This is a genomic window from Bradyrhizobium sp. WSM2254, from assembly GCF_000472645.1.
Lineage (GTDB): Bacteria > Pseudomonadota > Alphaproteobacteria > Rhizobiales > Xanthobacteraceae > Bradyrhizobium > Bradyrhizobium niftali.
This window is the reverse complement of the sequence record NZ_AXAB01000068.1, coordinates 17,483-31,673: the sequence shown is the minus strand read 5'-3', so window position 1 is coordinate 31,673 and position 14,191 is coordinate 17,483. Positions and strand designations below refer to the sequence as shown.

Below are 14,191 nucleotides of genomic sequence, written 5' to 3'. Positions count from 1 at the left end.
TCAGGCTCATATCACCGTATATCGGCGGCGGATTCGGCGGGAAGGGAACGGCTCAGTCCGACCTTGTCATGGCAGCGCTCGGAGCGCGCGCAGCCCGCAGGCCCGTCAAGCTGGCACTCCAGCGNCCGTTGATGTTCAACAANNTGATCCATCGACCGGCGACCATCCAGCGCATTCAGATTGGCGCAACTTCGGACGGCAAGATCATCGCGATNGGCCACGAAAGCCTCTCGGGCAATCTNCNAGNTGGTCGGACTGAACCGACGACGCTGTCAACTCGGGCGCTTTACGCCGGCGCCAACCGAATGACACGTGTACGTTTGGCTGTACTCGATCTGGCTGAAGGAAATGCGATGCGTGCGCCGGGCGAAGCACCGGGTATGATGGCGCTTGAGATCGCGATGGACGAAATGGCGGAGAAGCTGGGGATGGATCCGGTCGGCTTTCGGATCCTCAACGACACCCAAGTCGACCCCGAGAAACCTGAACGACCATTCTCGTCGCGCCGCTTTGTCGAGTGTCTGGAGACCGGAGCAGATAAATTCGGCTGGAGTAGCCGAAACGCTACGCCCGGAAAGGTGCGCGAAGGCCATTGGCTCGTCGGCATGGGAGTGGCAGGCGCGATCCGAGGGGCGCCGATCAGCAAGTCAGGCGCGCGCGTTCGGCTCGACAGCGGCGGCGTGGTGACGGTGGAAACGGACATGACCGATATCGGCACCGGCAGCTACACGATCGTCGCGCAGACAGCCGCCGAAATGATGGGCGTATCGATCGACAAGGTGGTCGCCAAGCTCGGAGATTCCGCGTTCCCGGAGACGCCGGGATCGGGCGGTCAGCAGGGCGCACCTTCGGTCACCGCGGGAGTCTACGCGGCGTGCGCCAAGTTGCGCGAAGCTGTCGCGCAAAAGCTCGGCTTCAACTCGGTGGAGGTCGTCTTCGCGGACGGGGAGGTGCGGTCCGGCAACCGCGCGGTGCCGCTCGGGACGGCCGCGCAGTCAGGCGACATCCTTGCCGAGGACTTCATGGAGTATGGCGACCTGTCGAAGCGGTTTGCACAGCAGACATTCGGATCACATTTCGTCGAGGTGGCAGTCGATTCCTTCACCGGCGAGATCCGGATCAGGCGCATGCTTGCGGTTTGCGCGGCAGGCCGCATTCTCAATCCCAAGACGGCCCGGAGTCAGGTGATCGGGGGCATGACTATGGGAATAGGAGCGGCACTGATGGAGGAAATGGTCGTCGACACCCGTTTAGGCTTCTTTGTGAATCATGATCTTGCGGGCTACGAGGTGCCGGTCCATGCGGATGTTCCACACCTGGACGTGATCTTTGTCGACGAATTAGATCCGACTATGTCTCCGCTGCAGGCAAAGGGTATTGGCGAACTAGGCCTGACCGGTGTTGCGGCCGCGGTGGCCAACGCCGTCTACAACGCGACCGGCGTGCGCGTCCGCGAGTATCCGATCACCTTAGACAAGTACCTTGCCGCAATGCCAGATGTAACGTGACTGGAAGCACTACGACATTCCCCTCGGTTAAGCGGGGACGCCTGTGCTATGCGGGGATTTATGAGCGACCTCATGACGGCATCCTTTTCTGGCCTGCTAAAGAAGCGCGATCGAGAGGAGAAGCGGCCGATGATCGCAAGAACACGCCACATGCCCGTGACAATATTGGCGGCGATCGTCTTTATCCTTGAACTGACGGGAACACTCATGGCACAGGAACGCATCCTAATTTCCTCTGAATGGGGCGAGGTGACTGCCGAATTGGCCGACAACGACGCGGCCAGATCGCTCCTCCGCATATTGCCAGTTACGATCCAAATGCGGGATCACTTGCGTCAGGAAAAAACCGGCAACCTGCCTTCGCCTTTGAAGGAGGTCGCGCGACAAACGCATTTCTCGAAGGGGACGCTCGGGCTTTGGACTTCGGATCACTTTGTTATCTATTACCGTGACGGCCAAGTCCCGCAGCCCGGCATCATCATCCTTGGACAAGCGGTCGGTAACGCTTCGATTTTTGACCGACCTGGACCCGTCACTGTGCGAATTGAGCGTGCGCAATGAACAGCCTGTTGTGATTCCTGATCGAAAAGGGACCCTCGCCGCGCCGGGCGCAGTATGCTGTCAGAGGGGTCCCGATCCGCGCCGACGGGACCCGTCTCGAAGCGCTGAATTCTAAGTTGAATCAATCGATTGCTGGCTGCCAGTATGGGGTCCCGACTTGGGCGCCGAAACACAATCAACGGTTCTTCGCTGTAACGAACCGCAACTCTTCAAAAGAGTTCAGCGTCGTTATTTCGCTCGATAGCGAAGGGCATCCACTAACAGCGAAAACGCCGGCGAAGCTTGCCGCCGGCTGGGATAGTACAGGTGGTATCCGGAAAACGGCGGACACCAGTCCGCCAACACACGGACGAGCTCGCCGCTCGACAAATAGGGCTGAACCTGACCATCGGTCAGGTAGGCAAGGCCGAGGCCCTGCAGCGCGGCGTGCAGCAGGGCGCCGGAACTGTTGAAGACGAGTTGCCCTTCGGCGCGCACATTGAGTTCGCGCCCGTCCCTCTCGAACTCCCACGCATACAGGCTTCCGCCATGCGTGGGCAGGTGAAGGTTGACGCAGTTGTGCCGCGTCAGATCCTGTGGCGTTCGCGGCCTCTTTCTGGACTCGAAGTAGGACGGCGAGCCCACCACGGCCATGCGCAGGTCCGGACCGACCCGAACTGCGATCATGTCCTTAGCCACAAGTTCGCCCGGCCGGATCCCGGCGTCGTACTGCGCCGCCACGATATTCGTGAGGCCGACGTCGATCATCACCTCGACTTTGATGTCCGGGTACAGCGGGGTGATCTTGGTCATGGCGGGCATGAGGATCGCCTGCGCGGCATACTCGGTCGCGGTGATCCGTATCGTCCCGGCCGGCTTCTCGCGCAGTTCGCTCAACGCCCCGAGTTCGACGTCCATTTCGTCGAACTTGGGCCCGATCGTGAGCAGTAACCGCTCGCCGGCCTGCGTCGGCGTGACGCTCCGCGTCGTGCGATTCAACAGCCTGACGCCCAGCCGCTCTTCCAGACTCTGAACGGTCTGGCTCAAGGTCGGCTGGGAAATCGCGAGCCGGGCCGCCGCCCGGGTGAAACTGCGTTCCCGCGCCACCGCCAGGAAGGCAATAAGATCGCTCGCGTCGGCGCGTTCCATTTATAGGCTGCTCCAATAAATCCAATTGAGTTTTATCATCTAATCCCCGGAGCCCCAAGCGCTTAGCTTGAGAGTTGACCGGCGGCCGAACGACGGCCGCGAAGCGACGAATCCCAGGAACGGCGATGTCCGTTGTAGCCATGCAAGAGACTGTCGATCCTCGTCCGTTTGCGGCGTCGCTGTTGCCGATCATGGGCGTGGTTTTCGTCGGCTTTGTCGTCATCGGTGTCGCGATGCCTGTGCTTCCGTTGTACGTTCACGACGGATTGGGGTTCGGCACGTTCGTGGTCGGTCTCGTCGCCGGCAGTCAGTTCGCCGCATCGCTGATCGCGCGACCGTGGGCGGGTCACTATTCGGACGGTCGCGGCGCGAAACGCGCGGTCGCCCTGGGTCTGCTCGCGGCCTCCGCGTCCGGGTTACTTTACTTGTGCTCACTCCTGATCCGCCGCGATCCGGAGGCCTCGGTAGCGGTGCTCCTGCTTGGGCGAGCCGTACTCGGGGGAGCGGAAAGTTTCATCATCACTGCCGCGGTCAGTTGGGGATTGGCGATCGTCGATGCCCAAAACACCGGCAAGGTCATCGCCTGGGTGGGATGCGCGATGTTCGCAGCCTTCGCGATCGGCGCGCCGGTCGGCTCTGCGCTCTACGCCGGCTTCGGGTTTGTAGCGATTGCGCTCGTCACGGCAGTGGCGCCCTTGGCGCCGCTGCTGCTCATTGCGCCTCTTCCCGCTGTCGTGCCGGTGCGGCACGCCCGCTTATCGTTCGTCAATGTGTTTGGAAAGGTGTGGGGGCCGGGTCTCGGCTCGGCGTTGGGCAGTGTGGGGTTTGGGGCTGTGACTACGTTCGCCGCGTTGCTGTTCGCCGATCGCGGCTGGACGCAAGGCTGGCTCGCATACACCGCCTACGCCGTCGCATTCATCCTCGCGCGCGTCTTCTTCAGCCATGCAGCTGACAAGTTTGGCGGCGCCAAGGTCGCGCTGTTCTGCGTGCTGATCGAAACTGCCGGACAGGCGCTGATGTGGCTGGCCGCTCGTCCCGAACTGGCGCTGATCGGGGCCGCTCTCACTGGATTCGGATTTTCGCTGGTCTATCCCGGCTTCGGCGTCGAAGCGGTCCGTCGGGTGCCGGCACAGAGCCGCGGCCTTGCGATGGGAGCCTACACCGCCTTCCTCGACCTGGCCCAGGGCCTCGCAAGCCCGGCACTTGGGTTGGTCGCGAAAGGGGCCGGCCTGAACGCCGTGTTTCTCGTCAGCGCCATCACCGTGCTTTGCGCTGCGCTCGTCGCGTCATGGCTCATAGCATACCCGGTGACCATCGGAGGAAAACCGCAATGAGATTGCTCGCAGCTACCGTACTTTCAATATTGATTGGCGCCGGCACGGCCAACGGTCAACAGACAACCATCGAAGGATTGAAAGCCATGCCCACAACCGAAGACATTCGTGCCGTCGCGCCCGCCCTCGAAAAATATGCGAAGGGCGTCGTGCTCGGCGATCTCTGGAAGCGCCCAGGAATGTCGCCGCGCGACCGAAGCATCGTCACGATCGCCGGGCTGATCGCGCGCGATCAGACGGTCGAACTACCATTTTATCTCAATCTCGCGCTCGACAATGGCGTGAAACCCGTCGAGATCTCGGAGATTATCACGCATCTTGCGTTCTATACTGGCTGGGCCAACGCCATCGACGCCGTTTCAGCGGCGAAGGACGTATTCAAGAGCCGCAATATAGAACCCAATCAGCTCCCTCCGGCTTCCGGTCCTCAGCTACCGCTCGAAGAGGCCGCAGAGGCGCAGCGGGCCACGCGCGTCGGGCAGCAATTCGGTCAGACCACCCCCGGTCTTGTCCAGTACACAACGGATGTCCTGTTTCGAGATCTCTGGCTGAGGCCGGAACTCGCGCCGAGGGACCGCAGCCTAGTCACCGTCAGCGCCCTGGTTGCGACCGGCCAGGTCGCGCAGATCACCTACCATTTGAACCGGGCGATGGATAACGGGTTGACCAAGGAGGAGGCCGGAGAGGTCGTCGGACATCTCGCTTTCTACGCAGGTTGGCCCAACGCGTTCTCGGCCGCGCCGGTCATCAAGGAAGTCATCGAGAAGAGGCCCCGGTAGCAATGTCGTACTCGCGCCGACAAGCGATCATCGCCACCGCAGGGCTTGCTGCGCTCGCCGCGACGAGCGCCAACACAGAAAGCGCGAACGCGCAGCGAAGGAGTTCGCACATGGATTTGGACATCAAACGAAACGGCTCTCGGCCTTCCGCCAAAGGCTCTCCGGACTGGTTCACCGGATCGGTCCGCGTGGATCCGCTGTTTCAGGCGCCGGACCCGGCGCGGGTGAGCGGTGGCCAGGTCACCTTCGAACCCGGCGCCCGCACGGCATGGCACACGCACCCGCTCGGTCAGACGCTGATCATCACGGCCGGTCTGGGATGGGTGCAGCGCGACGGCGGCCCCGTCGAAGAAGTCCGTCCGGGCGACGTGGTTTGGTTTCCGCCCGGCTTGAGGCATTGGCATGGCGCGTCGCCGACGACGGCGATGACACACATCGCCATTCAGGAATCGCTGAACGGCAAGAACGTCGATTGGCTGGAAAAGATAAGCGACGAACAATACCGGCGAACTTAATTCCGGAGAAACGAGTTGAAGCCCGGCAATCGCGCCAGTTAGGATGAGACGATGACCGCAAAGCAGCTGACCTGCTTCTACGCCATCGTCGCCGATTACCGCACGCGCGGGCAGTACCTCTTCTCCAAACCGGTATCTTCGGTTTTGATGAGTTCGCAGCTCATTCGGTCTGTATCAGACGCGGAATATGGGCGCGATCAGGAGACACGCAAAACGGTCGAGCATTAGAACATGTAAAACAGCCTGTCAGAATGAAATCCAACCATCTCGCTAAAGCTTTTAAAAGGCTGGAGCGGGTGAAGCGCTCCGCATCAAATTCTCGCGCAAATTTTACCTAGCAAATTCAATCGCTTACCTTGAGCGAACGATTTTCGTGTTGGACGCTTTGTTGGACGTTTCGTTGGCCCCTGCTTCGCCGTTCAATTTTTCGCTCAGCGCAACTCAAACCCGTTTCTGCGCGTCTACGGAAACCCGTGAAGTATTGGTGGTAACGCCTGGATCAGCAACACGGCGCATCCACCCAGTACGCTGGCGCCCACGACGAGCTGTGACAGGACGCGCTCCCAAAGCATCCCATTTCTGGTGACGTCATTCGAAATTGGCATCTGTGTACACCCGCTTTTTCGTGCGACGAAGAGCTGCCGTTCGTGATGGCGGACGACGGGGTGGCGCCAGGTGAGGCGGTGGAGTGCCTAAGTGCCAACGCGGCCGTCATGCGCGCCGAAGCGCTCTCGCGGAAACCAGGTTGCGCCGGCGCCGTCGCGTTTTCGCGGAGAGGAGATCCGTCCAGCGGCGATTTCAGCGACGCCAAACTGATCCGGAAGTTCGGCGAGGTGCCGGAGAACCTGAGCACTCTGTGACCGGCACGAGCCGATCATTCCTCGCCCGGGGTGGCGGCATCGCCCGACTCGAGCAGGTTCAGCGCGGTCTCGATCTGCGCGAGCAGGCGCTCGATTTCCTCGCGTTCGTTCGGTCCGGTACCGCTCTCCAGTCGTTCCATGAGCGCCTGCTTGCGCGCAAGCAGCTTTGCGACAGCTGACATCCGAACCTCCCAAAAGTGAAGCGGCACGTTCAAAGGAACTGGTGCGCCAGTGCCGATCCCGCCAGTCCCTGGCCCTGCAACGCTCGGCGCTTCCCCGGACGATCCTTCCGGGCCGCTATTTCGCCGGCGGCCGCAGCGGGCCGTCTACCCACTTCTGGGCGGCTAAATCGCGCAGCGAATCGTCGTCGCAGTCTGAGCAGATGTAGCGCTCTACGCCTCTGGCGGCCTCGTCGCGAACGAGCTTCATCGGCCGCCCACAGTGCGGGCACGGCTTCCGGATAGGATGTAGCAGCGACATCTGGCTTCCCCCGCCTCGCTCAGCGTAGTGCCGTTTGCCAGGCGGGCACAAGCGATCACTTGACGCGAGCCTCGCCGGCGATCGAAGATCGACCTTCGGTGATGTTGTGGGGTGGCGTCATGGAAGAGTTACGGTGTCCAGAAGGATGCCGGTCCTGACATCATGGCCCAAGGCCGGTATGTACGGCGATCGGGCAACCAGGCGACGCAGGATCCGGTAGTCGGGGGACGCCACTGAATCCTTCATGATACGTCTCCTCGTCTCAATTCGTTCGGGCGCCGAGCATGATCGGCGTCGTCTGGATTAGCTTGAGCGATCTCACCATCTTCTCGACCGTGGCCTTGTATTTCTTGAAATGATCCGATGCGAGGTGAGCTTCGTAGGCGGCCCTGTTCCGGTAGATCTCAAAGACCTTCACGTTCGTGGGGGTGTCTTTCTCGGATAGAGCGTACAGAACCAAGACGCCGGGCTCTTTGCGAATTGCCGCATCGATCTGCTCCTGCACCGCAGCCCTATAGGCATCCAATTGGGCAGGATCGACCTCGATCTCCGCCATCTGGACGTAACGTTCGTCGGCCTGCTGGGCGACGGCACCGCCGGCGAGCGTCGCGGCCAGTATGGATGCGCCAAGAACAAATAGGTGCTTTGCAGTCATCGTCTCCTCCTCGAAGGGCGCCTTTTTGAATTTCGATCTGTTTACGTCATAAGTCGACTTCGTTCGCGTCGCGCACGTGACCGTTGAAATCGTAGCCGGGGTTCAAGTGCTCTCCTATTATGCAGTCGTCGTCGCGGTCTTCGCCCACGACGAACGGTCACCGGCTTTTCCCGAAAACGGGAAACTTGGCGGCCTCGCCGTAGTCGTCGTGGTCGAATCCCTTGAGCCTCGTCATGTCCTCGGCGGTGATCTCGAAGTCGACGGCGATGTCGCTGCGCAGATGCTCGGGACTGGCGGTCTTCGGCAGCGGTAGGAGCCCGAGCTCCAGGCAGTAGCGGATGCAAAGCTGCGCGACGGAGACGCCGTACTTGGCGGCGAGTCCGGCCAATTCGGGGTTCTTCAGGACGGCGCCGTGCGCGACCGGAGAATAGGCTTCCACCAGCACGTCGCGGCTGCGGCAGTGGTCGATCAGATCGAACGGCGTGTTGCCGACGTGCGCCAAGATCTGGTTGACCACGGGCTTCACGGCCGCATTCGCGATGATGTTGTCGAGATCGACCTGTTCGAAGTTGGAGACGCCGATCGCGCGCAGCTTGCCGGCGGAGTGGGCCTCCTCGAGCGCGCGCCAGGCTTCGAGGTTGCCCTCGAAATAATGCTCGCCGTTGCGGAACTCGGCCCAAGGCTGCGGGCTGTGGATGAGCATCAGGTCGATCTGTCCCACTCCCAAGGCGGCCAGCGAGCCATCGATCAGCGTCCGAGCTTCGGAATACGACTTGCAGCCCGCGGCGAGCTTTGTCGTAACGAAGAGCTCGTCACGCGCGATGCCGCTGGCGCGTAGCCCTTCCCCCACGCCTCGCTCGCTGCCATAGGCTTGGGCGGTGTCGATATGGCGGTAACCGATCGCCACCGCTTCCTGAACGAGGCCGGCGACCTCGCGGTCGTCGATCATCCACGTTCCGAAGCCAAGCTTGGGAATCGCAACGCCGTTGGCGAGCCTGAAGGTCTCCTGAGCGATCATGGTATCTCTTCGGTAGGTATCACAGGACAGTCGGTATGCTTACTTGCGATACTGCTCGTCGCTGACCTTCTCCATCCAGTCGACGTTCCTGCCGCCCACGGATTCCTGTACCGCAATGTGGGTCATCGCCGTCGTCGGCGTTGCGCCGTGCCAATGCTTCAGTCCGGGCGGAAACCACACCACGTCCCCTGGACGAACTTCTTCGATCAAGCCGCCATCGCGTTGCACCCAACCCAACCCAGCGGTCACGATCAGCGTCTGTCCGAGCGGATGCGTGTGCCAGGCGGTGCGGGCGCCGGGCTCGAAGGTGACTTGGCCGGCACCGACGCGCGCGGGATCGGGCGCCTGAAACAGGGGGTCGACGCGCACGTTCCCGGTAAACCACTCGCTTGATCCCTTCTGAGAAGGTCGGGATCCGTTCCTCTTGATATCGATGTCCATTTGCGTGTCCTTGTGGTGATCGAAGGCGGCCGCTGGCGCACCTTCAGTCTTCATCGATGCGGCAATACCGGCGATGAGTACGGCTCGGCGGGAAATCATGGCGTCCCCGCTCGGTGCGGACGCTTTTCGACGAGGTCCTTGACGACGGGCGCCGCGGAAAATGCGTTGGGCCAGCCCGCATAGAACGCCAAGTGCCCGAGCACTTCGCCGGCCTCTTCCTTCGTCAGTCCGTTGTCCATCGCGCGGTTCAGGTGATAGGTGATCTGCGCCACCTGACCGGTCGCGATCAGTGCGCTAACGGTGACCAGGCTGCGGTCGCGCGGCGCGAGCGCCGGCCTCAGCCACAGATCGCGGAACAGCGCGTCCGTCGTGTACTGGACGAGGCTCGGGGTGATCTGGCCGAACTGCTCTCCGACACGCGTGGCCCGCTGCTTCTCGGCCGCCTCGTCGAGCGGAAGCTGAGGCCCCGAGGCCGGCGGGAGCTGGTCGGCTCCGATGTTGCGGCTCTTGAACACCTCCCTCACCAGCGGGACCGCATCCATCGCATTCGCCCAGCCGGTGTAGAATGCCAGGTGGGTGATGATTTCTGATATTTCCGACGGCTTCACGCCGTTGTCGAGCGCGAGGGCGAGGTAGTGCGGCAGTTCGACGGTCTGGTCACGGGCGATCAGCGCGGCAACGGTCACGATGCCACGGTCACGGCGGGATAGTCCCGGTCGCTTCCACAAATCGTCGACAACGAATTTCTGGGCGTAAGCTTCGAGGGCCGGCGCAACGGCGCGGACATCTTCGTGCTTGGGCATGGCATCGGCTCCTTGGTTAGATGGCTGTGCGCCGGCCGCGCCGGCGAACAAGCAGAGTGAAGACCAAAGTCGCTGCGAGAGTTCTCATTCCGATGGTCCTTCCAATGGTGAGGGGTTCTCGATCAGCCACCACGCGACGCAGGAAGCGCACAGCACGGTGGCCGAGCTGACGAGAAACAGCACGTTGAGTCTCGCGCCCGCTGCGATCAGTCCGAGCGCTGGACTGGCGAGGCCTTGTGCCAGATCGAGGAACGCCGTGTAGGCGCCCATGGCGAGACCACGGCTCTGCGCCGGCACGCGACGCACCGCTTCGACGCCGAAGCCCGGATAGATCAGGGAAAAGCCGAAGCCGGTAAGCGCTGCGCCGGCGAGCGCCATGTCGGGCCGGGCGGCAAGCCAGATAAGCGCCTGGCCGCCCGCTTCGATCGCCGCGCAAACCAGTGCCACCTTCGCGCCGCCGATCTTGTCGGCGAGATGACTGAAGAACACTCGCGCCAGGATGAAGGCCACCGCGTAGGCGGTGTAAGCGGACCACCCGTTGGCCCAGCCCCGGGCTGCAAACAGCAGCGCGACGAAGGTGGTCACGGCGCCGAAGCCGACAGAGCCGAGCGCCGATCCAAGGCCCGGCACCCAGACGGCACCGATCACTTCGACGAAGGAGGCCCGCGCGTGCTTACCCGGCTCCACGGCCGGAAGCGGTGCGATCAGCAGCAATGTGACAAGAGGAGCCAGTACCGTGACGACCGCGATCGCGGCGAATCCGTAACCGGCGTAGAGCGCTGAGCCGACCGGGGCTCCGATCGCGAAGGCCGCAAACATCGCAGACCCGACCCAGGCGATGACCTTCCCGATATTGCGGGCGTCGACGATCGCGAGCCCCCAACTGACGGCGGCGGTGATAATGAAGCTCTCCGCTCCTCCAAGCACGCCCCGCCCGAGCAGCAACATGGCGACCGATGCTCCGGGCGCGCCTCGGAACAGTAGCGAACCCAAGTAGATCAATCCGGACGCCGAGGCCGCCAGCAGACCCGCGAAGACCGCGCGCTTCGCGCCACGGCCGTCGGAATAGTGGCCCGCCCAGGGTCTTGAGATCAGCGATGCAGCGAACTGACTGCCGGCGACGAGGCCGACCACGAACGTGCCGAACCCCAATCCGTCATCGACGTAAAGTGGGAGCACCGGCATCGCCACGCCGATGACGAGAAAGCCGACGAAGACCGCGCCCATGATCGGCAACAGCGAAGCCGCGAACGGACGCGGCGCGGCGGTATCTGGCATGGTTACGACGGACATTGCCGTTCCTGGGGTTAGCTTCGCAGCCCTCGGCTGCCATCTGTGAACCTCAAAATAGGCCCTCGGGGTCATCCGGATAAGACGATAAAACCCAATTAGATTGATTGGAGCAGCCTATAAATGGAACGTGCCGACGCGAGCGACTTACTGGCCTTCCTGGCGGTGGCAAGAGAACGCAGTTTCACCCGTGCGGCGGCGCGGCTCGCGATCAGCCAGCCGACTCTTAGCCAGATCGTCCAAGCTCTGGAGGAGCGGTTGGGCGTGAGGCTTCTGAACCGCACGACCCGCAGCGTCACACCGACCCAAGCCGGCGAGCGACTGCTGCTGAAGATCGGGCCCAAATTCGACGAGATGGACGTCGAACTTGGGGCCCTCAGCGAACTGCGCGAGAAGCCGGCCGGGACTATCCGGATCACCGCGACGGAGTACGCCGCTGAAGCGATCCTGATGCCGGCCATGAGCAAGATCCTGCCAGCCTATCCAGACATCAAAGTCGAAGTGATTATCGACGTCGGGCTCACGAACATCGTGGCCGCGCAGTACGACGCCGGGATCCGGCCGGGCGAACTGGTCGCGAAGGACATGATAGCGGTCCGGGTCAGTCCGGACCTACGCATGGCAGTGGTGGGCTCACCGTCCTACTTTGCATCCCGGAAGCGGCCACGAACGCCGCAGGATCTGACGCAGCACAACTGCGTCAACCTCCACCTGCCGACACACGGTGGACGTCTCTACGCGTGGGAATTCGAGCGAAACGGACGGGACGTCAACGTGCGCGTTGATGGGCAACTCGTCTTCAACAGCTCCGGCACCCTGCTGCAGGCCGCCCTGCAGGGTCTTGGCCTGGCGTACCTGACCGAAAGTCAGGTTCAGCCTTACTTGTCGAGCGGTCAGTTGGTCCGAGTGTTGGCCGACTGGTGCCCGCCGTTTTCCGGATATCACCTGTACTATCCGAGCGGTCGGCAATCTTCGCCGGCATTCTCACTCCTAATCGACGCGCTCAGGTATAGAGGCCGATGACCAAGACCATGCCGCCTCTGCCTGCACAAGAACAGGTGAACGGACCAACAGACCGCAATCATGCCAACGACATTGGCGCATCAGCCCTCGATCAAGGAGGCATCAGCACGCCTCTCCTTGGTCGTTGCAGGGGCGCACCTCTTGAGCACGCCACTCCTTGACTAGCTGGCGCCGGTTGCGAGGATAGCGCTCGGTTAAAATCTCCGCGGTCGCAATGTCGTCCATGGCGATGACACGGAATCGGCTGTCCAGCTCGCACCAGGCGGCAATGAAGCGGCTGCCTTCGATGAGGCCCAGCATGATCGGCCAGACCACCTGCTGGTCGTTCGGAGCGTGCTCGATCGAGAGCGTAATGCGAAGCTTGCGTTGCTCGCGCAGCGCCCGGCGGATCTCGCTCAGGTCGAGCGGCATCGAGCCCCTCGCTCGGTGGCCGACATAGACCGTGTCGTCATCGAGGGCGGAGCGCATGTCCGGGGGAAGGACGGCATTGATCTTGGCCAACGCATTCTTCACGGCAAGAGCCAGAGTATCGTCGGTCTGGCGACTGATCCACTGCGCGCCGATCACGAGCGCCTGCAATTCCTCTTCGGTAAAGGATAGCGGAGGCAAAAGGAAGCCGGGCTGCATGATGTAGCCGACGCCCGCCTCTCCATCGATGTCGGCGCCCATGTCCTGCAAGGTGGCGACGTCGCGGCGGATCGTGCGCAGCGAGACGCCCAGCTCACGCGCAAGCGCCTCCCCCGACACCGTCCTGCGATGTCGGCGAAGCACTTGCATCAGGTCGAACAACCGGTGACTTCTTGCCATCCTCACTCCATCGCCACGAGGCCTTTTCCGCCGAGCTTGCGGCCTCCTTCGAGCTCGGTGATCAGCTGGACCGCCGCATTCAGGGAAACGGTTTCCCCGATCGGGATCCTGAACGTACCCTCGCGCGCAAAGCCGGCGAGCTTCTCCAGGATCTCGGGGCGCGGCGCACCGATAACGGGCTTGAGCCGGCGGTCGAAGATCGCCCGAACGAACTTGCCTATGCCCGGGTTCACATCCAGGAACACCCCACCCTGGCGCAGCAAGGCCAAGCCGGCCGAGACCGTCATCGTCGCCGCGGTGTCGTAGACCACATCGAAACGCGTGGTGATCGTTGACAGATCGGTCGTGCGATAATCGTAGACGGTCTGCACGCCGAGCGACCTCGCGCGTTCTACGTTGCGAGCGCTGCAACTGCCCGAGATCGTGGCGCCGAAGAGCCGCGCTATTTGCACGGCGGCTTCGCCGACCGCTCCGGCGCAGCCGTTGACGAAGACGTGCTGCCCGACCTGCAGCTTCGCCTTGTCGATCAGCCCATTCCACGCCGTGACGCCAGGGGTTCCGAGGCAGGCTGCGTCTTCGAACGAGATATTGTCGGGCTTTTTGGCCAGGAAAGCTTCCTTCGTCACCACGGCTTGACCGAGCGCGCCGCTTTCCTTGAAACGGGTAAGCCCGAACACCGCATCGCCCGTCTTCAGCCGCGTGACACCAGAGCCGACGGCCGTGACGATACCGGAAAAGTCCATTCCCATCGCGCGGGGAAAGGTCCTGCCGGTGACGATCTTCATCTGACCGCCGCGCAGCTTCCAGTCGATCGGATTAATGGCGGCGAACTTGACCCGCACGGCCACCTCACCTGATCCAGGTGCGGTCAGCTCGAAATCATCGACGCGCATCAGCTCCGGGCCGCCATATTTACTATACTGAATACGTTTCATGGCCGCGACATTCCTTAAATCCGTCCTAGGCAAGGCAGGTGCGAGAGGATCGAT

Annotated in this window: 17 protein-coding genes; 8 read left to right on the top strand and 9 right to left on the bottom strand. The window is 62.4% G+C overall.

All coding sequences use genetic code 11. From position 1 onward, the window contains the following. A partial coding sequence (locus tag A3M7_RS0135695; RefSeq protein WP_027548193.1) for a xanthine dehydrogenase family protein molybdopterin-binding subunit occupies positions 1 to 1,508 on the top strand: 1,508 nt, incomplete at its 5' end. 72 nt (positions 1,509 to 1,580) lie between these two features. Continuing rightward, positions 1,581 to 2,069, top strand: a complete 489-nt coding sequence (locus A3M7_RS0135690; protein WP_245284396.1) for a cyclophilin-like fold protein — start codon at positions 1,581 to 1,583, stop codon at positions 2,067 to 2,069. A 228-nt stretch (positions 2,070 to 2,297) separates the two neighbouring features. Here A3M7_RS0135690 and A3M7_RS0135685 read toward each other — a convergent pair whose 3' ends face one another. Beyond that, positions 2,298 to 3,197 carry a LysR family transcriptional regulator gene (locus A3M7_RS0135685; RefSeq protein WP_027548191.1) on the bottom strand — a complete coding sequence of 300 codons (900 nt, stop codon included), beginning with the start codon at positions 3,195 to 3,197 and terminating at the stop codon, positions 2,298 to 2,300. A 125-nt stretch (positions 3,198 to 3,322) separates the two neighbouring features. Here A3M7_RS0135685 and A3M7_RS0135680 point away from each other — a divergent pair, with 125 nt between their 5' ends. From A3M7_RS0135680 to A3M7_RS0135660, 5 genes are all read left to right on the top strand, one after another. Continuing rightward, the gene (locus A3M7_RS0135680; protein WP_027548190.1) at positions 3,323 to 4,531 is read left to right on the top strand and encodes an arabinose transporter; all 1,209 of its coding nucleotides are present in this window, start codon (positions 3,323 to 3,325) and stop codon (positions 4,529 to 4,531) included. Continuing rightward, a complete protein-coding gene (locus A3M7_RS0135675; protein WP_027548189.1) occupies positions 4,528 to 5,310 on the top strand; it encodes a carboxymuconolactone decarboxylase family protein in 783 nt (260 codons plus the stop codon). Before A3M7_RS0135680 ends, A3M7_RS0135675 begins: the two co-directional genes overlap by 4 nt. Before the next feature lie 116 nt (positions 5,311 to 5,426). Then, positions 5,427 to 5,825 carry a cupin domain-containing protein gene (locus tag A3M7_RS0135670; RefSeq protein ID WP_049823903.1) on the top strand — a complete coding sequence of 133 codons (399 nt, stop codon included), beginning with the start codon at positions 5,427 to 5,429 and terminating at the stop codon, positions 5,823 to 5,825. A 51-nt stretch (positions 5,826 to 5,876) separates the two neighbouring features. Continuing rightward, complete coding sequence (locus tag A3M7_RS49225) at positions 5,877 to 6,053, top strand: hypothetical protein (RefSeq protein WP_156937078.1); 177 nt, start codon at positions 5,877 to 5,879, stop codon at positions 6,051 to 6,053. 422 nt (positions 6,054 to 6,475) lie between these two features. Next, positions 6,476 to 6,685: a hypothetical protein gene (locus tag A3M7_RS0135660; protein ID WP_049823900.1), complete on the top strand. Its 210-nt coding sequence runs from the start codon at positions 6,476 to 6,478 to the stop codon at positions 6,683 to 6,685. Positions 6,686 to 6,699: 14 nt separating this feature from the next. Here A3M7_RS0135660 and A3M7_RS50030 read toward each other — a convergent pair whose 3' ends face one another. From A3M7_RS50030 to A3M7_RS0135625, 6 genes are all read right to left on the bottom strand, one after another. Continuing rightward, positions 6,700 to 6,867 (bottom strand): hypothetical protein, encoded by a 168-nt coding sequence (locus A3M7_RS50030; RefSeq protein WP_198033878.1) that lies wholly within the window; start codon positions 6,865 to 6,867, stop codon positions 6,700 to 6,702. Between the two features lie 560 nt (positions 6,868 to 7,427). Further along, complete coding sequence (locus tag A3M7_RS0135645; protein WP_027548185.1) at positions 7,428 to 7,820, bottom strand: putative quinol monooxygenase; 393 nt, start codon at positions 7,818 to 7,820, stop codon at positions 7,428 to 7,430. Between the two features lie 157 nt (positions 7,821 to 7,977). Then, a complete protein-coding gene (locus A3M7_RS0135640; protein WP_027548184.1) occupies positions 7,978 to 8,838 on the bottom strand; it encodes an aldo/keto reductase in 861 nt (286 codons plus the stop codon). Between the two features lie 39 nt (positions 8,839 to 8,877). Then, a complete protein-coding gene (locus A3M7_RS0135635) occupies positions 8,878 to 9,273 on the bottom strand; it encodes a cupin domain-containing protein (RefSeq protein ID WP_027548183.1) in 396 nt (131 codons plus the stop codon). A gap of 101 nt (positions 9,274 to 9,374) precedes the next feature. Then, positions 9,375 to 10,082 carry a carboxymuconolactone decarboxylase family protein gene (locus A3M7_RS0135630; protein WP_245284395.1) on the bottom strand — a complete coding sequence of 236 codons (708 nt, stop codon included), beginning with the start codon at positions 10,080 to 10,082 and terminating at the stop codon, positions 9,375 to 9,377. 84 nt (positions 10,083 to 10,166) lie between these two features. Next, the gene (locus A3M7_RS0135625) at positions 10,167 to 11,375 is read right to left on the bottom strand and encodes an arabinose transporter (RefSeq protein ID WP_027548181.1); all 1,209 of its coding nucleotides are present in this window, start codon (positions 11,373 to 11,375) and stop codon (positions 10,167 to 10,169) included. Positions 11,376 to 11,495: 120 nt separating this feature from the next. Between A3M7_RS0135625 and A3M7_RS0135620 the strand changes: the two genes are divergently transcribed. Further along, on the top strand, positions 11,496 to 12,395 hold the full coding sequence (locus A3M7_RS0135620) for a LysR family transcriptional regulator (RefSeq protein ID WP_027548180.1): 900 nt from the start codon (positions 11,496 to 11,498) through the stop codon (positions 12,393 to 12,395). 102 nt (positions 12,396 to 12,497) lie between these two features. Here the strand turns inward: A3M7_RS0135620 and A3M7_RS0135615 are convergent, their stop codons facing one another. Together A3M7_RS0135615 and A3M7_RS0135610 are read right to left on the bottom strand one after the other, a co-directional pair. After that, positions 12,498 to 13,184: a YafY family protein gene (locus tag A3M7_RS0135615; RefSeq protein WP_245284394.1), complete on the bottom strand. Its 687-nt coding sequence runs from the start codon at positions 13,182 to 13,184 to the stop codon at positions 12,498 to 12,500. Between the two features lie 20 nt (positions 13,185 to 13,204). Next, positions 13,205 to 14,137, bottom strand: a complete 933-nt coding sequence (locus A3M7_RS0135610) for an NAD(P)-dependent alcohol dehydrogenase (protein WP_027548178.1) — start codon at positions 14,135 to 14,137, stop codon at positions 13,205 to 13,207. Positions 14,138 to 14,191 lie beyond the last annotated feature (54 nt).

What these genes read in the sequence shown, in the direction of transcription:
- A3M7_RS0135675 (WP_027548189.1), top strand. Translation starts at nt 4,528, where the DNA reads ATGAGATTGCTCGCAGCTACCGTACTTTCAATATTGATTGGCGCCGGC.
- A3M7_RS49225 (WP_156937078.1), top strand. Translation starts at nt 5,877, where the DNA reads ATGACCGCAAAGCAGCTGACCTGCTTCTACGCCATCGTCGCCGATTAC.
- A3M7_RS50030 (WP_198033878.1), bottom strand. Translation starts at nt 6,867, where the DNA reads ATGTCAGCTGTCGCAAAGCTGCTTGCGCGCAAGCAGGCGCTCATGGAA.
- A3M7_RS0135645 (WP_027548185.1), bottom strand. Translation starts at nt 7,820, where the DNA reads ATGACTGCAAAGCACCTATTTGTTCTTGGCGCATCCATACTGGCCGCG.
- A3M7_RS0135610 (WP_027548178.1), bottom strand. Translation starts at nt 14,137, where the DNA reads ATGAAACGTATTCAGTATAGTAAATATGGCGGCCCGGAGCTGATGCGC.
- A3M7_RS0135620 (WP_027548180.1), top strand. Translation starts at nt 11,496, where the DNA reads ATGGAACGTGCCGACGCGAGCGACTTACTGGCCTTCCTGGCGGTGGCA.
- A3M7_RS0135630 (WP_245284395.1), bottom strand. Translation starts at nt 10,082, where the DNA reads ATGCCCAAGCACGAAGATGTCCGCGCCGTTGCGCCGGCCCTCGAAGCT.
- A3M7_RS0135660 (WP_049823900.1), top strand. Translation starts at nt 6,476, where the DNA reads ATGGCGGACGACGGGGTGGCGCCAGGTGAGGCGGTGGAGTGCCTAAGT.
- A3M7_RS0135640 (WP_027548184.1), bottom strand. Translation starts at nt 8,838, where the DNA reads ATGATCGCTCAGGAGACCTTCAGGCTCGCCAACGGCGTTGCGATTCCC.
- A3M7_RS0135625 (WP_027548181.1), bottom strand. Translation starts at nt 11,375, where the DNA reads ATGTCCGTCGTAACCATGCCAGATACCGCCGCGCCGCGTCCGTTCGCG.
- A3M7_RS0135680 (WP_027548190.1), top strand. Translation starts at nt 3,323, where the DNA reads ATGTCCGTTGTAGCCATGCAAGAGACTGTCGATCCTCGTCCGTTTGCG.
- A3M7_RS0135685 (WP_027548191.1), bottom strand. Translation starts at nt 3,197, where the DNA reads ATGGAACGCGCCGACGCGAGCGATCTTATTGCCTTCCTGGCGGTGGCG.
- A3M7_RS0135690 (WP_245284396.1), top strand. Translation starts at nt 1,581, where the DNA reads ATGACGGCATCCTTTTCTGGCCTGCTAAAGAAGCGCGATCGAGAGGAG.